An 18,172-nucleotide genomic window follows, 5' to 3' on the forward strand; every position below is an offset into this window, starting at 1 on the left:
TCAAATTCGTGCCCACCACGTTCCAGCGTCCACAGAGCTTTCATGGACGACGGCATCCTTCAAACTATTAGTTAATTTTAGTTGTAACCGAACTTGAGTAAGAGCCATAATCACTACACTGAGATTTTTTTAGTTCCTGAGTACCAATAGCTCCCCTTTAGCACGATGTTGATAGTGCTTATACAATCCTGAATATCTTTCTTTATAATCTGAACGCCAGGGTTTATCTCGACCGCAGAAGTGCAAGATAACTGTATTATCAATGACCCAATCTATATCCCAATTTCCATTACTTTTAGCAAAATATAGTGGATTCATTCTAGCATCATAGTTGTAAATTTCATCAGGGATCTTCATAATATTCTGACCATACAATCCATTCAAAATATCCTGGTCTGGCAAAAATAAAGTTTGTCCCTTCTTATTAATATAATTGAAAATATCTTCCGCATTAACATGTTTTCGGATTGCAGTTAAATCCATCAACATAACTCCTGAATTATAATAGCTTTCCATTTCATAATTTCCTAAACGGAGCTTGTTTAAATTGTCGGTAACATCCAACGAAGTATGACTAGCTGCTGCGTACCAGTAATCTTTCAAATCTAACATATATAATGGTTTTAAATCATTGATCACTAAAATATCAATATCCAAATAAAGGATTCTTTTAATATTCTTAGGCAAATATTTATAAGCCAGTAACCGATAATAGATTGTTTTGGGATATCGATCAGTTGTCGGTGCATTGTCAAATTGATCATCATCAATAATCACAGGATGATAATGCATCCCCAACTTTTGACAAAAAGCTCTTAACTTGTCAGTTTCACGTAATTTTTGATCCTGAATTACATAGACCGAATAGTTCTCTGCTGAAGAATTAACTTTAATCGAATATAAAGTTGTCATCAATTGTTGGGTAACGTTATCGTCAATCGCAAATAATAAATTCATCAATATTCCTCCCATTTCCACTCTCTATGTTAGATTATACTAGTAAGCAAATATTTACGGGAGCGCATTCAATGATTAAACCAATAAACCACAATCAAACTTTTTTAGCTCAAAAATCTCTGCCAGCTACCAAAGCTGATTTATCAATTGTCAAAGATCTTCAAGATACCCTAACTGCTAATGCCGAAAATTGTGTCGGTATGGCTGCCAATATGATTGGCATCAATAAACGAATTATTGTTTTTGCTTTAGGTACTCTGGCAGTACCAATGATCAACCCAGTTATTATTAGTAAAAAAGAACCATATCAGACATCAGAAGGTTGTCTTTCATTAACTGGTGAACGCTCAACCACACGCTATAAAGAAATTACGGTAAAATATCAAGATGTTGCATTCAATGAACAAACACAAGATTTTTCTGATTTTATTGCTCAAATAATTCAACATGAAGTTGATCATTGTAACGGCGTTATAATTTAAAAATGCATAGAAAAAGACGACTTTTAAGTCGTCTTTTTTATTACTTCAGTAAATTAACATCACCTGCTGAAACCCATTCAGTTGGTGAAATACGATACATTAATTGATTATTGATAATTGAAACTTTATCAGCCTGCCAAATAGTTTTATTGTATAAACCACGGTTTGTGACCTTATCACCTTTTTCAGTGAAAAGAGTTGCCTGTTTGTTAGTAATTATCGTTAAGCTGCTTACTTGATTAGTGCCATTAGCCTCGGTCACTATACGATGATTATTTGATGAACTATGATGACCCGTGCTGTTAACTACTTGTGTCCCATCATCGTTAAGAGAATTAATTCTATCATAAGCTGCTTGGTACTTTATAAAATAATTTACCAATTCTGAATAATTACTATATCCGTAATTTTCACTCTTTAAAAAGTACATTGCTTGTTCAGTCAAAGTTTTTAATTTTTGATTTTTAACAGTATCTTTCTTACTTCCCAAAACATCATAATAAATATGATAGATATCTCCAGTATACTCACCCGAAGTTGTAATAGTATTACCGTCATATATCTTATGAGCATCTATAACATTATTATTTTCATCAAGAATAACACCTTTATCATGTTCAACATATGGAACTTCAACATCAGTTCTATATGTTGTTTCATTAGCATTAATTCGTGAACTTTCAATTGTTTCCGGTTGATCATTATCTAGTTTCTTTTCTTCAGGGGTTTCCCAATCAACTAAAGGCAGGGTCTTATCAGTACTAGAAGCAATATCTTTTTCAGTTTTTTTTGACTGTTGACCTTGTTCTACTTCAATATTTGATGCACCATTTTCAGATTTGGAATTTTCAGATTCTTGAGGAATAATTTTATTATCCGACACAGTACTTTCTTTACTAGCTGGTTCACTACTTACTGGTTCGCTTTTTGCTACGGTAACTTCATCAGCTTTAACAGTAGTTAAACTTGTAATTTGTGCGCTTAATCCTAATACAGCAACGCTTAATATAATTGATTTATAAAGACTTTTCTTCATTAGTCTTTTTGTTCCTCCTTTAAGGAATAATAAACAACCAGATGAATATATCACACGAAAACGTTCTCTGTATAGATATTTTTGTCGAATTAATAGGTTTTATTTATTTGAATTAATTTATAATTTTATGCAGTAAAAAAGAAGAACAATATCTATTAAAAGTTTCAGGTATTTTACTACCTTGAATGCTTAATAGGTACCGTTCTTCTTTCATTTAAAGATTCCACCACGTTCCAGTGGCTCACAGATTTTTTACGAACGATGGAATCTTCCAATTAAAGTACTTTTTATTTATCTTAATTAATAATAACTATCTTTGTTCTAAATTTCTTTCTTCAGTAGCTTCTTCATCGAATTCTTCTGTTGAACCTGCTTCAGCAGATAATTTAGCTAAATGAGCATATGTTGAATCGACATGTTCAGCTGCTAGTGACTCCTTAAGTCTTTCATTACCTTTATGCATGTCAATTAAAGTCCAAACTAACAATGCAAGAACTGCAATAATCAAAATCCAGGCAATGATATTAGCTTGTGTTGTTTGAGCAGCGGTAATGTTATCACCATAGAAGGCTTGAATTTGACCAGGTAGTCCGTAAAGGTTCAAACCTGTCAAAGCGATAACTGAGAACCAACCGAATAGCTTAATCCAAGCAGCATTCTTAAATTTGTTACCCATTTCAGTAGCACTATCTGTCATAAGCAATAGTGGCAACATTGAGAATGGTAAGGCGAATGCTAAGAACACTTGTGAGTTATTCATCAAATCATTCAAGGCAACGTGCTCATCAATTGAACTCTTACCGCTTGTCAACATAACACAGATAAGAACAGGAATAACTGAAAGCAAACGTGTTACTAAACGTCTCAACCATAGAGGCATCTTCATGTGAACGAAACCTTCCATGATAACTTGACCTGACAAAGTACCAGTAATAGTTGAATTTTGACCTGATGCCAAAAGTGCAACGGCGAACAATGTTGAAAGAACACCTGATTTAGCAACAGCAATCAAAACACCATTACTCAAAGTTGAAGTATCTGATAAAGCTTGATATAAACCGAAGAATGATGGATCTTTAACGGCACCACTCTTAAATACGGCAACACCCATAACTAGTAGCAAAGCATTAACAAAGAATGCAGCTGTTAGTTGAATATTTGAATCCCAAGCTGAGAAACGAACGTTTTGTGCAACTGATTTTTCATCAGCATGATCAACTTTTCTTGTTTGTGAAATAGCTGAATGTAGATATAAATTATGTGGCATAACTGTGGCACCAATGATACCTAGGGCACCAGTTAATGGTGTTTGACCACCGATATGTGGACTAGTTCCAAATGTCTTACCCGTTGGTATTAAGCCAGCAAATGCTGCAGACCAATCAGGATTTGATAAAGCAACTTGATAAACGAATACGAATAAAATAACAAGAATTAAACATACAACGATGGCTTCAATTTTTCTGAAACCAATTTTTGTTAATAATAGCAATACTAGAACATCACCAACAGTAATGAATACGGCAATTACCAATGGGATATTGAATAATAGATACAAAGCGATGGCACCACCGATAACTTCGGCAATATCAGTCGCCATAATAGCAAATTCGGTTAAGATCCATAAAACGATACCTAATGACTTACTTGTTCTAGCACGAATAGCCTGTGCCAGATCCATCTTACTCACGATGCCTAGTTTAGCTGCCATATATTGTAATAACATGGCAATTAAACTAGACATAAGAATAACTGACATTAATAGGTATTGGAAATTTTGACCACCAGTAATTGATGTTGACCAATTACCTGGATCCATATATCCAACGGCAACCAATGCCCCTGGACCCGAATATGCTAGTAATGTTTTGAAGAACCCTTTGTCCTTTGGAACTGAAACTGTACCATTGATTTCTTCTAGTGAAGGACCATTGGCATATTGGATTAATTTGCGCTTTTCAGCCATAGTATTAATCTCCCCTTAATATGATTTCTTTATGAAAGTTAGCGAATGATCATCACTGAAATTGGTGAATATTTCGCCATATAAGCAGCTTGCGAACCAAAATACTTTCTGATTCCTTTTTTAGAAATCGAACCGATAACTAAAAGATCTGCTTTTGATGATGGAATAACATCTTTCACGATTGTTTCACCAGGATCCCCTTCGGCAACCATAAGTTCAACGTCCTTAACTCCGGCCTCAATCGCAACTTTTCGATAGTCTTTTAAGTGCTCTTCAAGTTCAGCACGTTCACCATGAACATAATCTCTAGTTAAAGCTTGATAGACATTCATTTCATTACTTTCCAATATAGATGTAATGATCAATGTTGATCCATCTTTAATACAACGATGCATAGCATATCTAAATGCCAATTGAGCATCAGCTGAATCATCGACACCAACTAGAACACGTTCAAAAGTGTTGTTTTGCTTTGACATTGGTCTGTCCTCCAATTCATTTTTCTCAGGCAAGCTACATTTGTACTTGTCTTTCCAAAAACCATTCTACCGCAATTTAATAGTATGTAAACTATTTTTTAAAGCTACCTAATAAAAAAGTGAAAATGTCAAATATTTTGAAAATCTTTCAGAAACCGTTTACTTGCCCGTTTTAAAGGGATAGTATCAATTATTATGAGGTATATAAAAATAAGATTACCCCCTGCTTAACTATTTTATTCAAAATAAATATGCTATATTAAAAACGTTAAAGACGGAATTTGCAGTCATTTAATATTGAATTATTAGTAATCATTCATACGAATAGTATATTAATAGGCCTTTATAATTTTTATTTATATCTATTATTAGGTCGTACTAATTAAGTGGCTGAACACATTTACTTATGGGGGAATATTTATGAAAAGTTCAACGCAAAAGCAAGTACGCAATGAAGTCAATAACCAAGAATACCTAACTAACAATTGGATTACCTCTGAAGTACTGATTGGTATGTACTCAAGGATATTCACTAATTTACTTCTGTCTGATGATCGTATCTTCAAAGGACCATCAAAATAGAATCTTCCATATATGGGAGCAATATTTTAATCAAAAAAAGTGGTGAATGATTTTGAATGATTTAAATTTTTTAAGATTGATATTTGAATTAGGTGGTAGCTTTCAAAATGTCAATAACATTGATCTTGCTGTCAAAGCTAATGTTAGTAAGGCTTCTATCTCTGATAGAACTCAACATCTAGCAAAGTTAGGCTTAGTTAAATATACGAAATATTATGGTACCAAGCTGACTAAAAAGGGATTGAATGCAGTTATCCCTTTGATTCAACAACATCGTTTGATTGAAACGTGGCTTTATGAGAAACTCAATATTCCTTTGAGCGACATATATGAAAAAGCTACTAAATTATCGGATCATCCCGATTTACTCTTGATTGATCGTTTAAATATTTATTTGGACTATCCTAAAATCTGTCCGCATGGGAACGTCATTCCAATCAATTGTTCAGTTCCCGAATTTCCCAAGCATTCATTGTTGTCAGATCAAGATATTTCCGACACAACCTTCAAGATAATCAACTTTACCGAAGATAACTATCTCTTTAAAATTTTGAATAACATTGATATTAAGTTATCTGATGAGATTCAAATTTTAAATTTGAATAATTATGATCACTCAATGGTTGTTTTGAACCTGCGCAACAATTTAAAGCAAATTTTGCCTAAGAATATTACGAAAATGATTCGGATTGAAAAAATTAAAACTATGGAAAAAAGCGTTTGAGTACACATGATTGCAAAATCACGCGTTGTCAAACGCTCTTTTTATTGCTTAAACCATCGCGGTGAAAAACCATATTTCAAAGATAGTTTTCTAATTTTTTCAGCTGTTAAGTTTTCTTTTTGAATCATTTTTTTAACAGCCTTAGGATCATATAAACGCATAGGCAGTTGTAATTGAGTTCCACAAAAGTTATCGTGAATTTTCAACATGTTATCCACACCTACTAAATCAGCCAATTCTTTATATGAAGTATTTAATAATTCATAATCAATTTTCTCCGTCATTTTAAATTGCTCCTGTTTAACTATTGATATCTTCAGCATATAATTAAAAGTAGACACTATATGTCTATCTAAGGAGAAACTTATGAATTCAGCTCAAAGACAATTGACCATTTATATTAAGTTAATGAACAATCAAATAGTAAATAAACGTGATTTAGCTAATGATTTCTCAACTTCTTTGCGAACTATTCAAAGGGATATTAGCCAAATCAAAACTACTTTTGACAATTTAAATATTCCTTATAAGTTAGAATACGTTTCTAATTCCAATGGTTATCGCCTCAAAAGTGATCAACATCTTTTGAATCAACAAGAAGTGCTCGTTCTCATCAAGGTTCTATTGGCAAGTCGTTCTTTAAATAAGATTGAACTAAATAACACTATCACCGGCTTGTTGAATCTAATTGATACTAATAGTAAGAAAAAAGTTACTCCTCTAATCAAAAATGAACTTTTCTATTATAAATCTTTACAACATAAACAAGATTTACTGAACAAAGTCTGGACCCTTAGTAATTTCATCATTCAAAAAAAGTCTATTCAAATAACCTATACCAAACAACATTCAGAGACCGTTATACGTAACGTTTTACCGCAGGCTATAATCTTCTCCGAATACTACTTTTACTTAGTTTCATACAATCCTAAATACCAATCTAACCTACTTTATCGTATAGATCGTATTCAAAATTATAACGTCACCGACGATATACAATTAGATTATAAGGACCGTTTTGAAGATGGCGATTTCCGTCAAAAGATTCAATTCATGTATCCCGGTAAACTAATTAAGATTAAATTCCAATTCTGGGGAATTGTCGAAGCTGTCTTAGATAGAATTCCGACTGCCAAAATTATCCAACGTTTAAATGCCAATAACGTTGAGGAACCTCTTACTTTAAAAAACAAAACTGCACAATCTAGTCCCAACGGCAGCGTAATTATTGAGGCTGAAGTCTTTGGTGAACGTGGCATAATGATGTGGCTATTAAGCCAAGGTAAAAACGTTAAAGTACTTAGTCCTGAAAATTTAGTTACTAATATAAAAAAAGAAACATTATCCATACTCAATAGGTATGAATAATGTTTTTTTACTCTTGTACTGGGCCGACGATAGTTGAAACTACTGCTTCAATAGAAGAAACTAATGGGCTATCTGGAGTAATTCCTGATGCCGCAAAACGATCTTCCCACCATTGACTACGAATTTTTTGAACAGTATCGACAATTTTTTGCCCTTCAGTCGTCAAGTTCAAAATTTTTGTTTTTCCAGCTCCGTCAGTCTTTGTTAAATAGCTGAGTTTCTCCATTTTATTGATCTCACGGGTCGCCAAACCCTTGTCAATTACCAAAGAACGAGCCACTTGGTTTTGACTAATATTTTCATAATCACTTACAGCCAGCAAAATACATGCCGCAGTCGGATTAAGGTTGATTTCATTGAATTTTTCCCTAGTATCCTTGTAATACTGTCTATGTAAGATAGAAATATCTTGTGCTAAGTAGCCAATGTTTTTCATTTATTTACACTCCAATGAAAAGTTTTCTGTGTTGACAAATCAACACGAATGATTTATTTTTTATCTATAAATGATTATAGAACAAAACTTAATAAAAAAAGAGGTCAGAAATAATGTCAGAACAACCTAATGGCGCTCAAGCCTTGATTCAAACCATGATCAATCAAGGAGTTAAATATGTTTTCGGATTGCCTGGTGCTAAGATCGATCAATTATTTGAATCACTCGAACACAACGATGATCCCAAAACTCCTAAACTTATTATTACACGTCACGAACAAAATGCATCTTTCATCGCTGCTGGTATTGGACGTTTAACTGGTAAGCCCGGTGTTGTTGCTACAACTTCAGGTCCTGGAGTTTCAAACCTTACTACTGGTTTAATTACAGCTACTTCTGAAGGTGATCCAGTTGTTGCTCTTGGTGGTCAAGTTCCCAGAAACGATATTGCTAGATTAACGCACCAAAGTATCTCAAGTAAAGAACTATTATCGGCTGCTACTAAAGACAGCGTGGAAGTTCAAGATGCTAATAATTTGTCGGAATCCTTTGCAAACGCTTACCAAAATGCTACTGCTGCTAAGGCCGGAGCAACTTTCATGTCAATTCCTCAAGATGTTTTGAATGATACCGTTACTCGCGAAACAATCCACAACTTATCACCAATTGAACAAGGTGGTGCTGACCAAGAAACTGTTAACAAGATTATTGAAAAAATTCAAAATGCTAAACTTCCTGTTATCCTAGCGGGTATGCGCTCATCTACCAATGAAGTAACTCACAAGATCCACAAGTTCTTGCACAAATTCTCAATTCCTGTTGTTGAAACCTTCCAAGGCGCCGGTGTTATCTCTCGTGACCTTGAAAAGAATTATTATGGTCGTGTCGGACTATTCCGTAATCAAATCGGTGATACTATCCTTAAAGAAAGTGATTTGATTATCGCTGTCGGTTACGATCCTATCGAATATGAAGCCCGTAACTGGAATGTTGGTCGTACCGGTGAAATCATCAATCTTGATAGTATTACTCCTGAAATCACTAATGATTATCAACCTGACCTTATTGTTCAAGCTGACATTGCTAAAACACTAGACGAAGTTAGTGAGCAATTGCCTGCTGATATCGACTTAGGTTCCGATATGCACAAGCATTTGGCTGATCAACAAGAGAAGTTCACCAAAAAAGACGCTATCCCTGAAAACCACTCTGATAAAAATGGTGTTCATCCCCTAGCAATCATTCATGCACTCCAAAACCAAGTTAATGATAATACTACTGTTACCGTTGATGTCGGTAGTCTTTATATTTGGATGGCACGTCACTTTAGAAGTTACAAGCCAAGACACTTACTCTTCAGTAATGGTATGCAAACACTTGGTGTAGCCTTGCCTTGGGCAATTGCTGCTGCTTTGGAACGTCCCGAACAACCAGTCGTTTCAGTAGCTGGTGATGGTGGCTTCCTCTTCTCTGGTCAAGAACTAGAAACTGCTGTTCGTTTAAATCTCAATATCGTTCAATTAATTTGGGATGACGGATATTATGACATGGTTCGTTTCCAAGAAGTTGCTAAGTATGGACATGATGCTGGTGTTAAATTGGGTTCAGTCGACTTCGTTAAGTATGCTGAAAGTTTTGGTGCTACTGGTATGCGTGTCGATAGAGCTGAAGATCTTGAACCAATGTTAGCAAAAGCCTTTGCTACAAAGGGACCAGTTGTAATCCACATTCCCGTTGATTATTCTGACAATATCAAATTATCATCCAAGTTGGTTGATGACGTCTTGAACTAAAATAGAAAGAAGAATTCTCATGTCAAAAACAAATATCCTTTACCAACATGGAACTTTAGCTTTGTTGGTCCCAGGACTATTAGACGGAACCATCACTATGAAAGAATTGCTTGAACATGGTGATACTGGTATCGGTACCGGCGAAGGACTTAACGGGGAATTAATCATTCTTGATGGTGTTCCTTACCAAGTAGATAGCAACGGCAACGTAAATGTTGTTAAAGACGACTTCACCTTACCTTTTGCTAATAGTCACTTTGACGAATATCGTCATTTAACTGATATCGACGGATTATCTCCTAAAGAAATTGAGAAAAAAATTTTGAGTATGACTAGTTCCAATACTTTCTTCTCAACTAAGATCCATGGTACTTTTACTAATATTAAAACTAGAGCTGTTAAAAAATCAGAAAAACCTTATGCTACTTTAAGCAAAACTGCCGAAGATCAAAGTATCTTCCTAGAAGAATCAATTGAAGGTACTTTATTGAGTTACTACTCTCCACAGATTTTTGACGGGGCTGCCGTTGGTGGATTCCATCATCATTTTCTAGCCGACAATCATAAATTTGGTGGTCATGTTTTAGGATTCGGTGGAGCTAGTGGTGAAATTAAAGTTCAGCAATTCGATACCTTAGAACAACATTTACCTACCAAAAATACAGATTATATGAACTATGATTTTTCAAAATGCGATATCCTTGGTGATATCCATAAAGCTGAAGGATAACAAAAAGACGATCTCATTGTGAGATCGTCTTTTTTAGTCTGCAAACCTAATTGAAACCCAAACACTACCCAAAATCAAAACTGACCCTAAAGCAAAGCCCCAAGTTAATCCTTCACCTAATAACAACCAACCTAACAATGTTCCTACAACCGGCTGTAATAAATAAAATAAACCTGATGCACTGGTACTGACCATCGTTAAACCTTTATTCCACATAACAAAAGCAGCTGCTGTGGATAAAGCTCCAACATAGAATAAACAAGCTAAGACTTTAGGATCGAGAAAATTAACTGTCGTTAGAGCTGTTGCATCATTCAAGACAAATGGTGTTAAACAGACCATTGCGACTATTGTTGAAATAATTGTAATTTGTAACGCACTATAATTAGGTAATTTTTGAATCAAAACTGACATTAAAGACCATGTCAAAGCTGCCAAGATCAGAAACAAAACGCCAATTAAAATATGTTTTCCTGAGAGGTGAACTCCAACAATCATCACAACACCTAAAGTTGCCATAATCAGTGAAATTATTTTAATCCGATTCAACTTTTCCTTTAAAATCAACCATGCAAAAATAACCATAAATGTTGGCGTAGCCGACGTCACCACTGCACCCGTTTGAGCACTGGAAAACCAAGTTCCAGTTTCCTGTGCAACTAACGAAACTGCATAGCCAGTTAATCCAATCGGAATAAACCACTTCAGATCCTTAAATTTAAATTGCCACTTCTCTTTCTTGATCAATGAAAAACCAATCAAAAAGATTATCGCTACGGCATACCGTAACCAAACCAATTGCAGCGGATGAATTTCACCTACGACTACCTTTACGGCTACAAACGTTCCACCCCAAATGCAGGCAGCGACGCTTAACAATATTGAACCAACTAACTTATTTGAATTCATAATACTATTCCTTTTTTCACTGGATCTCTCTTGAAATTCGACAGCGGGACTATCATTTTACAACGATAATCGGAACATTTGATTCTTGAGGAGGCCTTATTAATTCTAGATTATAGCATTCCCAAAAATAATTATGGAACATAAACATTAATTTTTATAAAAAAATAGTGCAGTGACTTTTTTTTCACAGTCACATACACCATCTTCTTACTTAAAAATATCATTCAAATTTAATAGAGATCCAAACACTCCCAATAATAAAAAGTGTCCCTAAAATGAAACCCAAAGTTATATTCTCATGTAGCAATAACACACCTAAGAGTGTTCCCACAATTGGTTGTAATAGGAAAAATAATCCTGAAACACTTGCATCAACTAGCATCAGTCCTTGATTCCACATTACAAAAGCACCAGCTGTTGATATTACTCCCAAATATAATAAACAAAATATCACTTCTGGATTAAGAAAGTTTACTTTTGAAAGCATTGCCGTGTCAGATAAAACTACGGGTGTTAAACAAATAATAGCCACTATTGTTGACATAATAGTTATCTGTAAGGAACTATAAGTATCTACCTTTTTTATCAAAACAGACATCAAGGCCCAAGTAAGTGCTGCAATTATTAGTGAAATAACACCCTTTAAGATAGATTTCCCTGTAAGATGAATTCCGACAATCATCACAACACCCAAAGTTGCCATAACTACAGAGATAATTTTCACTTTTGTTAATTTCTCTTTTAATAACAACCACGCAAACACAATCATAAATGTAGGTGTCGATGACGTTATAACGGCCCCAGTTTGTGCGCTAGATAGCCAAGTCCCTGTTTCTTGAAAAACAATTGAAATTGTATTTCCGATTATTCCAATCAAGAATACTAATTTAATATCATGCCAATTAATATGCCATTTTTCTTTTTTTAGGACAGAAAAACCAATCAAAAAGATAATAGCGACTATATATCTCAGCCAAACTAACTGTAAAGGATGAATCTTTTCCACAATTAATTTAACAACTACAAACATACCTCCCCAAATACAGGCAGATAGACTTAATAAAATTGGACCTAAAACTTTTTTTGAATTCATGTAAATTTCCTTCCGTTATTTAACTTCATCTGAAATTAACCAACGGAACTACCCGTTGATTAACGGATAGTTGGAACATCACATTCATTTAATGGTGAATAAATCATTCTCACACCTTCTTTTTTACAAACAAAAAAGATTATATCACATTGCTACTCAATCCAATTTTCCATTTGAAAAATCAAAAACTATTCATAAAAATTTTCAAATCATTTATAGAAGCAATTTTAAAAATATTTCGCATTGATGGAAAATTATTATCTTTCAACATTGCTAATGGTTTTAGCTGTTTTAAGCAGTAATTCATAGTTAGTTTAGTTCCACCAATAGTTCCCGTTTCAATCACAATTACACCTAAACTTAGACCACTTTGCCATTCATCTCTAGCGGCCAAATACTGTGGTCTCACTTTTGTACCTAACGCATATGTGGAAAACAGCAAACCTCCACTTTCTAGTATTTCTTCAGCTAAAGTTTGATTTTCTTTAGGGTAAACTGGTTGATCCAGACCACCTGCCAAAACAGCAATCGTCTGTCCCTTGGACTTTAGACATGTTTGATGCGCACACGTATCGCATCCTCTAGCCAAGCCACTGACGATCACAAAGCCGCTTTGAACCAAAGACTTTACAATTTTCTTCCCCTCAATTAGTCCATCTTTTGAAGGTTTACGCGTTCCTATCACGGCTATCTTAGATTGATTCAATAACTTTAGATTGCCTTGTGCATAAATTACAACTGGAAAGCTTTTTAATTTTAACAGGCTTTGTGGATAACCCTTTTCACGATAATTGATAATTCTAATTCCTAGTTCTTCAGCTTTATTCAACTCCGATTCGGCCAATTCCAGGTAATTTTTCCATTCACTGACTGAAATATTTTTTCTAATTAACAGGTTATCCATCATAAATCGTGGATCATTTTGACTCTTTGAGATTTTTAAAACTGTTTTATGCCCAACTTGTGGGATATGTAAACAAGCCAATATCAACAATGTTAATTCTCTCATCAGTATGCTCCTATCCTTGATTCTCTTTTAAAATTACGCACTAAAAAAGACGAATCCAATTGGATTCGTCTAAAGTTTTATATTCAATTTTTAATTTAAACTACCTGCACTAGCACTGGCAATAGCTGTTTCAGCTGAACCGTCAAATTTAACTGAGATCCATACACTGGCTAAAATCATGGCTGAACCGATGACAAAGCCTACTGAAATCTGTTCACCAAGCAACAACCAACCTAAGAATGAACCAACGATTGGTTGAATCAAGTAAAACAAACCTGATGAACTGGCACTGATAACTTTTAGACCCTTATTCCACATTACGTAAGCCACGGCAGTTGAAACGGCACCGATATAAAGCAAACTGAGAATAACTTTTGGATCTAAGAAATTAATACTTGTGAGTGATGAAATATCGCTCAAAATAAATGGCGTCAAAGTAACTACTGCTACTACGGTTGACATAATAGTAATTTGTAAAGAACTGTAAGTCTTTACTTTTTTAACTAAGACAGACATCAAGGCCCAGGTGATGGCAGTGAGTACTAGGAGCATAACTCCCATAACAACGTTACTACCAGTCATCTTCAATCCGACAATCATCACAACACCTAAAATGGCGATGATAACTGAAAGGATTTTAACCTTATCAAGTCGTTCTTTCAAAATTAACCATCCAAAGATAATCATGAATGCTGGAATGGTTGAAGTTATAACAGAACCGGTTTGAGCATTTGACAAACCTGTACCCATTTCTTGGGCAACTAGAGAAATAGTATTTCCGATTATTCCGATCCAAAAGATTAATTTCAAATCAGGCCAATTGATATGCCATTTTTCTCCTTTTAAAACTGAGTATCCGATTAAAAATACTAATGAGATCAAGTACTCCAACCAAACTAGTTGAATTGGATGTACCTCATCGACGATAATTTTTACAACTACGAACATCGCTCCCCAAATAATGGCGGCAATGCTTAATTCAATGGATCCGAGAACCCTTTTAGACTTCATGAGTAATATTTCCCTTCGCTTTGATTTCATTTTGAATTCATTGCTACGCTACCCTCGCGAATAGCCGAAATATTACTGCTGTCAATTAACGATAAATATTCACCTTCCTTATGGTTAACGTGTTTAGTATAACAATGCTAGATAATAAAACAACGGCTTAGGAATGTTAAACGTTTTCAATTTGAATAATATAAATATTTTTATTATTTTATGATAAAGATTGAATAGGTTGGACGTATTTAAGGATTCCGTCCTCCGCGACAAAGCGGATTTGGCTGGAACGTGGTGGGCACAGTTTTGAACCAACTCAAGTTCAGAGTTGTTTCAAAATCTGGCCTTTTCCTAAGCAATAAATTGCTAAGGAAAATTTCACCACTGAGCCAATCTGCTTTGTCACTCCGGACTGATGTACTAGTCCTTCTTACATATAATTCTAGATACAAAAAAACATCTATTTAGAATTAAACGATATTCATGAATATCACAAACTTCTAATATAGATGCTTCTTTATATGCTTATATAAGATCAAATTCAATTGGTTCAAGATCACTCTAATGTGTTCTTTTAACCAATCAATTTCATCATTTCTAGCCAATTCAAAGCAAGCTCGATCCACTTGGCTGTCCAAGCATTTAGATATTTATCTTTGCCTGGTTTCTTCGTAACATAGGTTCCCAATGCTAACCCATGAATTCCTGAGCCGAACATATGATACTCTGCTGACAATCCTAATTGGGTCATCTTTTCGACGTACATCAAGGAATTAATAACATCGACTAGATCATCAGTTCTTGTCTGCCAAACGAAGGCTGGCTTGGAATTTTTATTTAATAAATCTTGAGCTTTCCAGAAAGTTCGATCCTCACTGATTTCATGTAAAATTTTATCATCATTTGGGAAACTTCCTTTGACGGTCATATCAATTACTGGATATCCTAAGATTAATCCAGCATGTTCACCAATATATTGATTTAACTGATACTTTTCACGTAATTTAGAATCAGTTGCCAATCCATTATAAGCGGCTACTACGTGGCCACCAGCAGAAAATCCTGCTAAGATAATTCTTTTACTATCTACATGATGTTTTTCTGCTTGTCGTGTTACCCAATCAATAGTCTTAGCCAACTCTTGTAGGGCTATCGGATAAACTGGATCTTGATCGATCAGCTTGTATTCTAAAACTACTGCGTGCATTCCAAAGGAATTAAATCGTAAAGCAATAGGTTCTTCTTCTCTTTCTGAATGGAATGTAAATCCTCCACCAGGACATATAATCACTATTGGGTAATCTACTGTTTGACCAAAATCATCAACTTGGTCGAGCCAATACCCTTTAACTTTAAATTCGTGATTAGAGATAGCAAGATTGTATTCTTTTGCTTCCATATCTTCGCATCTCCTTAACTTTTAAGCGATTTTAGCGTTCTCCAAGTTCATCGGATCATTTTTCTTGGCTAACATTTTATCAGTATAACCAAATAGATAAACTAAAACAACGGAGAGTAAGAGCGTTGCATAGTGTGATATCAAGTATCCGTAGAAGTTACTACCGATTCCAACTCCTGGAGTTATAAACGCTGGGAAACCAATCAGGGCACCAGATAGAGCATAATTATCAACTCTTAAGAATCCAGTCAAAGCACCACCGATGGCACTAGCAATACTTGCAACAATAAAAATTCGTTTATATTTCAAATTGACACCATAAAGCGCCGGTTCGGTAACTCCGCAGAAAGCTGAGATAGCTGCTGCTAAAGACATTTCCTTGAGATGTTTATCCTTAGTTTTCAAGAAAACAGCTAATACAGCTCCACCTTGAGCAACCATGGTAATAGAAAGAATTGAGTTAATATAACTGTGTCCATTTGTGGCAATATCGTTGATAACAATTGGAATAAGTCCCCAATGCAATCCGAAAATAACCATTGTTTGATAAACACCACCAAGAATAAATCCGGATAATGTTGGACTGAAATCATAAATGGCAACTAGACCATTCGACAATCCCTTACTTATAAGTGTAATAATTGGTCCTACTCCAATTATAATAGCCAGGCTCAAAATTAGAGCCTCCAAAATAGGAACAAAGACACTTCTAATATATGTTGGAATTACTTTTTTCAAGAATTTTTCAACGTATTTACCTAACCAGGCGGCTACGATAATAGGAAATACTGAAGAAGTATAAGATACTAAAGTAGTTGGTATTCCTAAGAAATTGGTGCTAGCAGTACTTGCTTTACCTGCTAAAGTAACTATCTGTGGATAAATTAAAATGCCACCTACTATACCTAAAACAATCGGATTAGATCCTAATTTTTTAGCGGCTGTAAATCCTAAAACAATTGGTAAGAAATAAAAAGTCGCATCACCAACGGCATTTAAAATGACATAAGTACCACTTGTTGTTGAAAGAATCTTAAAACCTGTCAAGGCAGCTAAGATACCCTTCAAAATACCAGAGCCTGCTAATATACCAATGATAGGAATCATTGACGCAGTTAAAACACCGATAAAATTACTAATCCCTTGTTTAATATTAGGCCAAACTCCATGAATTTTTTTAGCATCTTTGGTAGTTTCTGCCACTGCTTCGGCCGTTGCAGTATCATTACTAAACTCTGTACCAATTTGTCCAATCACTGCATCATATACATCAGTTACTGCTTGACCAATAACGACTTGATACTGTCCGCCAGCCTTAGCTACCGTGATAACTCCATCCAAATTCTCAATAATCGAATCATTAGCTTTAGAATCATCTTTTAAATAAAAACGTAATCTAGTTATACAGTGGATAACACTGTTAATATTTTCTACGCCACCAACATTTTCCACAATATCGGCTGCTAGAGAATCGTATTTATTACCTGTATTTTTAGTTTTGACCGGATTTTTTTCAGAAGATTTGATTGCTGCCATAGCAACAGTCGCGCCAGCTTTCACTTCTTGATCAAAACCAGTGGTTAATAATTGCTCTAAAATATCATTACTATTTGTAATTGCTAGGATCACGCTAGTTTGTTTACCAGCATCCTTAATCATCTGTAAATTCATTTCAACCACAGGCTGACCTACTTTTACTTCATCACCTTGTTTGATTGAAACTTTAAATGGTTTACCTGCAAGTTCAACTGTATCAACACCTAAGTGAACCAAGATATCGGCACCATTTTTTGTTTTGATACCAAAAGCATGTTTCGTTTCTGAAACTAAAGTGACTGTCCCATCAATCGGTGCGACAATCTTGCTTGATGTTGGTTCAATTGCAAAGCCTTGACCCATCAGTCCTTGAGAAAACACCGGATCTTGTATTTCGGATAACTTGAGTAGCTTACCACTAACTGGGGCAACTAATGAAATCAATGTTTGCTTATCCATAAGTGTTCATTCCTTTTCAAAAACCATCATTTGTGATCACGTTTACATTATATGTTCAAACAGGTTAGCAGTCAATATTTATTCGAACTAATTTTGTTTGAGGGCTTAGTCCGAATACATTTTTACAAAATAATTGTATTTTTACTATTTAATCGACAAAAAACATATTCAGATTTTTAAAAAAATGAAAATCAATTATTTTTCTTCTCTCA

At 34.7% G+C, this 18,172-nt stretch carries 18 protein-coding genes; 6 read left to right on the plus strand and 12 right to left on the minus strand.

Annotated features, from left to right (window positions below; all coding sequences use genetic code 11):
- Positions 1-129 precede the first annotated feature (129 nt).
- Positions 130-957: a glycosyltransferase family 8 protein gene (locus LAB100_RS11295; protein ID WP_119327106.1), complete on the minus strand. Its 828-nt coding sequence runs from the start codon at positions 955-957 to the stop codon at positions 130-132.
- A 71-nt stretch (positions 958-1,028) separates the two neighbouring features.
- Here LAB100_RS11295 and LAB100_RS11300 point away from each other — a divergent pair, with 71 nt between their 5' ends.
- A complete protein-coding gene (locus LAB100_RS11300) occupies positions 1,029-1,439 on the plus strand; it encodes a peptide deformylase (protein WP_119327107.1) in 411 nt (136 codons plus the stop codon).
- 40 nt (positions 1,440-1,479) lie between these two features.
- Here the strand turns inward: LAB100_RS11300 and LAB100_RS11305 are convergent, their stop codons facing one another.
- The 3 genes from LAB100_RS11305 to LAB100_RS11315 form a co-directional block, all read right to left on the minus strand.
- Positions 1,480-2,475 (minus strand): hypothetical protein, encoded by a 996-nt coding sequence (locus tag LAB100_RS11305; RefSeq protein ID WP_119327108.1) that lies wholly within the window; start codon positions 2,473-2,475, stop codon positions 1,480-1,482.
- A gap of 310 nt (positions 2,476-2,785) precedes the next feature.
- Positions 2,786-4,441: an Nramp family divalent metal transporter gene (locus LAB100_RS11310; protein WP_119327109.1), complete on the minus strand. Its 1,656-nt coding sequence runs from the start codon at positions 4,439-4,441 to the stop codon at positions 2,786-2,788.
- 38 nt (positions 4,442-4,479) lie between these two features.
- Positions 4,480-4,920, minus strand: coding sequence for a universal stress protein (locus LAB100_RS11315; RefSeq protein ID WP_119327110.1), 441 nt, complete (start codon positions 4,918-4,920; stop codon positions 4,480-4,482).
- A gap of 420 nt (positions 4,921-5,340) precedes the next feature.
- Here LAB100_RS11315 and LAB100_RS11610 point away from each other — a divergent pair, with 420 nt between their 5' ends.
- Together LAB100_RS11610 and LAB100_RS11320 are read left to right on the plus strand one after the other, a co-directional pair.
- Positions 5,341-5,502 (plus strand): hypothetical protein, encoded by a 162-nt coding sequence (locus tag LAB100_RS11610; RefSeq protein ID WP_162894250.1) that lies wholly within the window; start codon positions 5,341-5,343, stop codon positions 5,500-5,502.
- A 52-nt stretch (positions 5,503-5,554) separates the two neighbouring features.
- Positions 5,555-6,226: a metal-dependent transcriptional regulator gene (locus tag LAB100_RS11320; RefSeq protein WP_162894251.1), complete on the plus strand. Its 672-nt coding sequence runs from the start codon at positions 5,555-5,557 to the stop codon at positions 6,224-6,226.
- A 41-nt stretch (positions 6,227-6,267) separates the two neighbouring features.
- Here the strand turns inward: LAB100_RS11320 and LAB100_RS11325 are convergent, their stop codons facing one another.
- Complete coding sequence (locus LAB100_RS11325; RefSeq protein WP_119327112.1) at positions 6,268-6,510, minus strand: hypothetical protein; 243 nt, start codon at positions 6,508-6,510, stop codon at positions 6,268-6,270.
- Positions 6,511-6,592: 82 nt separating this feature from the next.
- On the opposite strand from LAB100_RS11325, the gene LAB100_RS11330 reads away from it, so the two are divergent.
- Positions 6,593-7,594, plus strand: coding sequence for a helix-turn-helix transcriptional regulator (locus LAB100_RS11330; RefSeq protein WP_119327113.1), 1,002 nt, complete (start codon positions 6,593-6,595; stop codon positions 7,592-7,594).
- Between the two features lie 7 nt (positions 7,595-7,601).
- Here the strand turns inward: LAB100_RS11330 and LAB100_RS11335 are convergent, their stop codons facing one another.
- Complete coding sequence (locus tag LAB100_RS11335; RefSeq protein ID WP_119327114.1) at positions 7,602-8,030, minus strand: MarR family winged helix-turn-helix transcriptional regulator; 429 nt, start codon at positions 8,028-8,030, stop codon at positions 7,602-7,604.
- A 113-nt stretch (positions 8,031-8,143) separates the two neighbouring features.
- Between LAB100_RS11335 and alsS the strand changes: the two genes are divergently transcribed.
- Together alsS and budA are read left to right on the plus strand one after the other, a co-directional pair.
- On the plus strand, positions 8,144-9,823 hold the full coding sequence (alsS, locus tag LAB100_RS11340; protein ID WP_119327115.1) for an acetolactate synthase AlsS: 1,680 nt from the start codon (positions 8,144-8,146) through the stop codon (positions 9,821-9,823).
- Positions 9,824-9,842: 19 nt separating this feature from the next.
- The gene (gene budA / locus LAB100_RS11345; RefSeq protein ID WP_119327116.1) at positions 9,843-10,553 is read left to right on the plus strand and encodes an acetolactate decarboxylase; all 711 of its coding nucleotides are present in this window, start codon (positions 9,843-9,845) and stop codon (positions 10,551-10,553) included.
- Positions 10,554-10,586: 33 nt separating this feature from the next.
- On the opposite strand, the gene LAB100_RS11350 is transcribed toward budA, so the two are convergent.
- The 6 genes from LAB100_RS11350 to LAB100_RS11375 form a co-directional block, all read right to left on the minus strand.
- Entirely contained in the window at positions 10,587-11,462 is an 876-nt protein-coding gene (locus LAB100_RS11350; protein ID WP_119327117.1) for a DMT family transporter, read from the minus strand.
- 220 nt (positions 11,463-11,682) lie between these two features.
- Positions 11,683-12,555, minus strand: a complete 873-nt coding sequence (locus LAB100_RS11355; protein WP_119327118.1) for a DMT family transporter — start codon at positions 12,553-12,555, stop codon at positions 11,683-11,685.
- Positions 12,556-12,736: 181 nt separating this feature from the next.
- A complete protein-coding gene (locus LAB100_RS11360; RefSeq protein ID WP_119327119.1) occupies positions 12,737-13,564 on the minus strand; it encodes a DNA-processing protein DprA in 828 nt (275 codons plus the stop codon).
- Positions 13,565-13,654: 90 nt separating this feature from the next.
- The gene (locus LAB100_RS11365; RefSeq protein WP_119327120.1) at positions 13,655-14,575 is read right to left on the minus strand and encodes a DMT family transporter; all 921 of its coding nucleotides are present in this window, start codon (positions 14,573-14,575) and stop codon (positions 13,655-13,657) included.
- A 565-nt stretch (positions 14,576-15,140) separates the two neighbouring features.
- Positions 15,141-15,965 (minus strand): alpha/beta hydrolase, encoded by an 825-nt coding sequence (locus LAB100_RS11370; RefSeq protein ID WP_119327121.1) that lies wholly within the window; start codon positions 15,963-15,965, stop codon positions 15,141-15,143.
- Positions 15,966-15,986: 21 nt separating this feature from the next.
- Positions 15,987-17,960: a PTS sugar transporter subunit IIABC gene (locus LAB100_RS11375; protein ID WP_119327122.1), complete on the minus strand. Its 1,974-nt coding sequence runs from the start codon at positions 17,958-17,960 to the stop codon at positions 15,987-15,989.
- Positions 17,961-18,172 lie beyond the last annotated feature (212 nt).

The sequence above is a fragment of the Companilactobacillus musae genome, assembly GCF_003967595.1.
GTDB classification, from domain to species: domain Bacteria; phylum Bacillota; class Bacilli; order Lactobacillales; family Lactobacillaceae; genus Companilactobacillus; species Companilactobacillus musae.

Excerpts from the sequence above, each read along its gene's own strand:
- LAB100_RS11295 (WP_119327106.1), bottom strand. The coding sequence starts at position 957 with ATGAATTTATTATTTGCGATTGACGATAACGTTACCCAACAATTGATG.
- LAB100_RS11355 (WP_119327118.1), bottom strand. The coding sequence starts at position 12,555 with ATGAATTCAAAAAAAGTTTTAGGTCCAATTTTATTAAGTCTATCTGCC.
- LAB100_RS11315 (WP_119327110.1), bottom strand. The coding sequence starts at position 4,920 with ATGTCAAAGCAAAACAACACTTTTGAACGTGTTCTAGTTGGTGTCGAT.
- LAB100_RS11375 (WP_119327122.1), bottom strand. The coding sequence starts at position 17,960 with ATGGATAAGCAAACATTGATTTCATTAGTTGCCCCAGTTAGTGGTAAG.
- LAB100_RS11610 (WP_162894250.1), top strand. The coding sequence starts at position 5,341 with ATGAAAAGTTCAACGCAAAAGCAAGTACGCAATGAAGTCAATAACCAA.
- alsS (WP_119327115.1), top strand. The coding sequence starts at position 8,144 with ATGTCAGAACAACCTAATGGCGCTCAAGCCTTGATTCAAACCATGATC.
- LAB100_RS11365 (WP_119327120.1), bottom strand. The coding sequence starts at position 14,575 with ATGAAGTCTAAAAGGGTTCTCGGATCCATTGAATTAAGCATTGCCGCC.
- LAB100_RS11310 (WP_119327109.1), bottom strand. The coding sequence starts at position 4,441 with ATGGCTGAAAAGCGCAAATTAATCCAATATGCCAATGGTCCTTCACTA.
- LAB100_RS11305 (WP_119327108.1), bottom strand. The coding sequence starts at position 2,475 with ATGAAGAAAAGTCTTTATAAATCAATTATATTAAGCGTTGCTGTATTA.
- LAB100_RS11350 (WP_119327117.1), bottom strand. The coding sequence starts at position 11,462 with ATGAATTCAAATAAGTTAGTTGGTTCAATATTGTTAAGCGTCGCTGCC.
- LAB100_RS11370 (WP_119327121.1), bottom strand. The coding sequence starts at position 15,965 with ATGGAAGCAAAAGAATACAATCTTGCTATCTCTAATCACGAATTTAAA.
- LAB100_RS11330 (WP_119327113.1), top strand. The coding sequence starts at position 6,593 with ATGAATTCAGCTCAAAGACAATTGACCATTTATATTAAGTTAATGAAC.
- LAB100_RS11300 (WP_119327107.1), top strand. The coding sequence starts at position 1,029 with ATGATTAAACCAATAAACCACAATCAAACTTTTTTAGCTCAAAAATCT.
- LAB100_RS11325 (WP_119327112.1), bottom strand. The coding sequence starts at position 6,510 with ATGACGGAGAAAATTGATTATGAATTATTAAATACTTCATATAAAGAA.
- budA (WP_119327116.1), top strand. The coding sequence starts at position 9,843 with ATGTCAAAAACAAATATCCTTTACCAACATGGAACTTTAGCTTTGTTG.
- LAB100_RS11335 (WP_119327114.1), bottom strand. The coding sequence starts at position 8,030 with ATGAAAAACATTGGCTACTTAGCACAAGATATTTCTATCTTACATAGA.
- LAB100_RS11360 (WP_119327119.1), bottom strand. The coding sequence starts at position 13,564 with ATGAGAGAATTAACATTGTTGATATTGGCTTGTTTACATATCCCACAA.